This is a genomic window from Tessaracoccus caeni, from assembly GCF_029211185.1.
GTDB classification, from domain to species: Bacteria; Actinomycetota; Actinomycetes; order Propionibacteriales; family Propionibacteriaceae; genus Arachnia; species Arachnia caeni.
Map to the genome: position 1 here is coordinate 1 of NZ_JARGDO010000076.1, position 261 is coordinate 261.

At 54.8% G+C, this 261-nt stretch carries 1 rRNA gene; it reads right to left on the bottom strand.

The window, feature by feature from the left end:
- Positions 1-261, bottom strand: a 23S ribosomal RNA gene (locus tag P0D62_RS19065); the annotation flags it as partial.

The window sequence follows — 261 nt, forward strand, 5'->3', positions numbered from 1 at the left end:
CGGGTCTAGAGCACGCGACTAAACGCCCTATTAGGACTCGCTTTCGCTACGACTACCCCACACGGGTTAACCTCGCCACGCACCACTAACTCGCAGGCTCATTCTTCAAAAGGCACGCCGTCACCCCCAAAGGAGGCTCCGACGGATTGTATGCGATCGGTTTCAGGTACTATTTCACTCCCCTCCCGGGGTACTTTTCACCTTTCCCTCACGGTACTTGTCCGCTATCGGTCACCAAGGAGTATTTAGGCTTAGCAGATG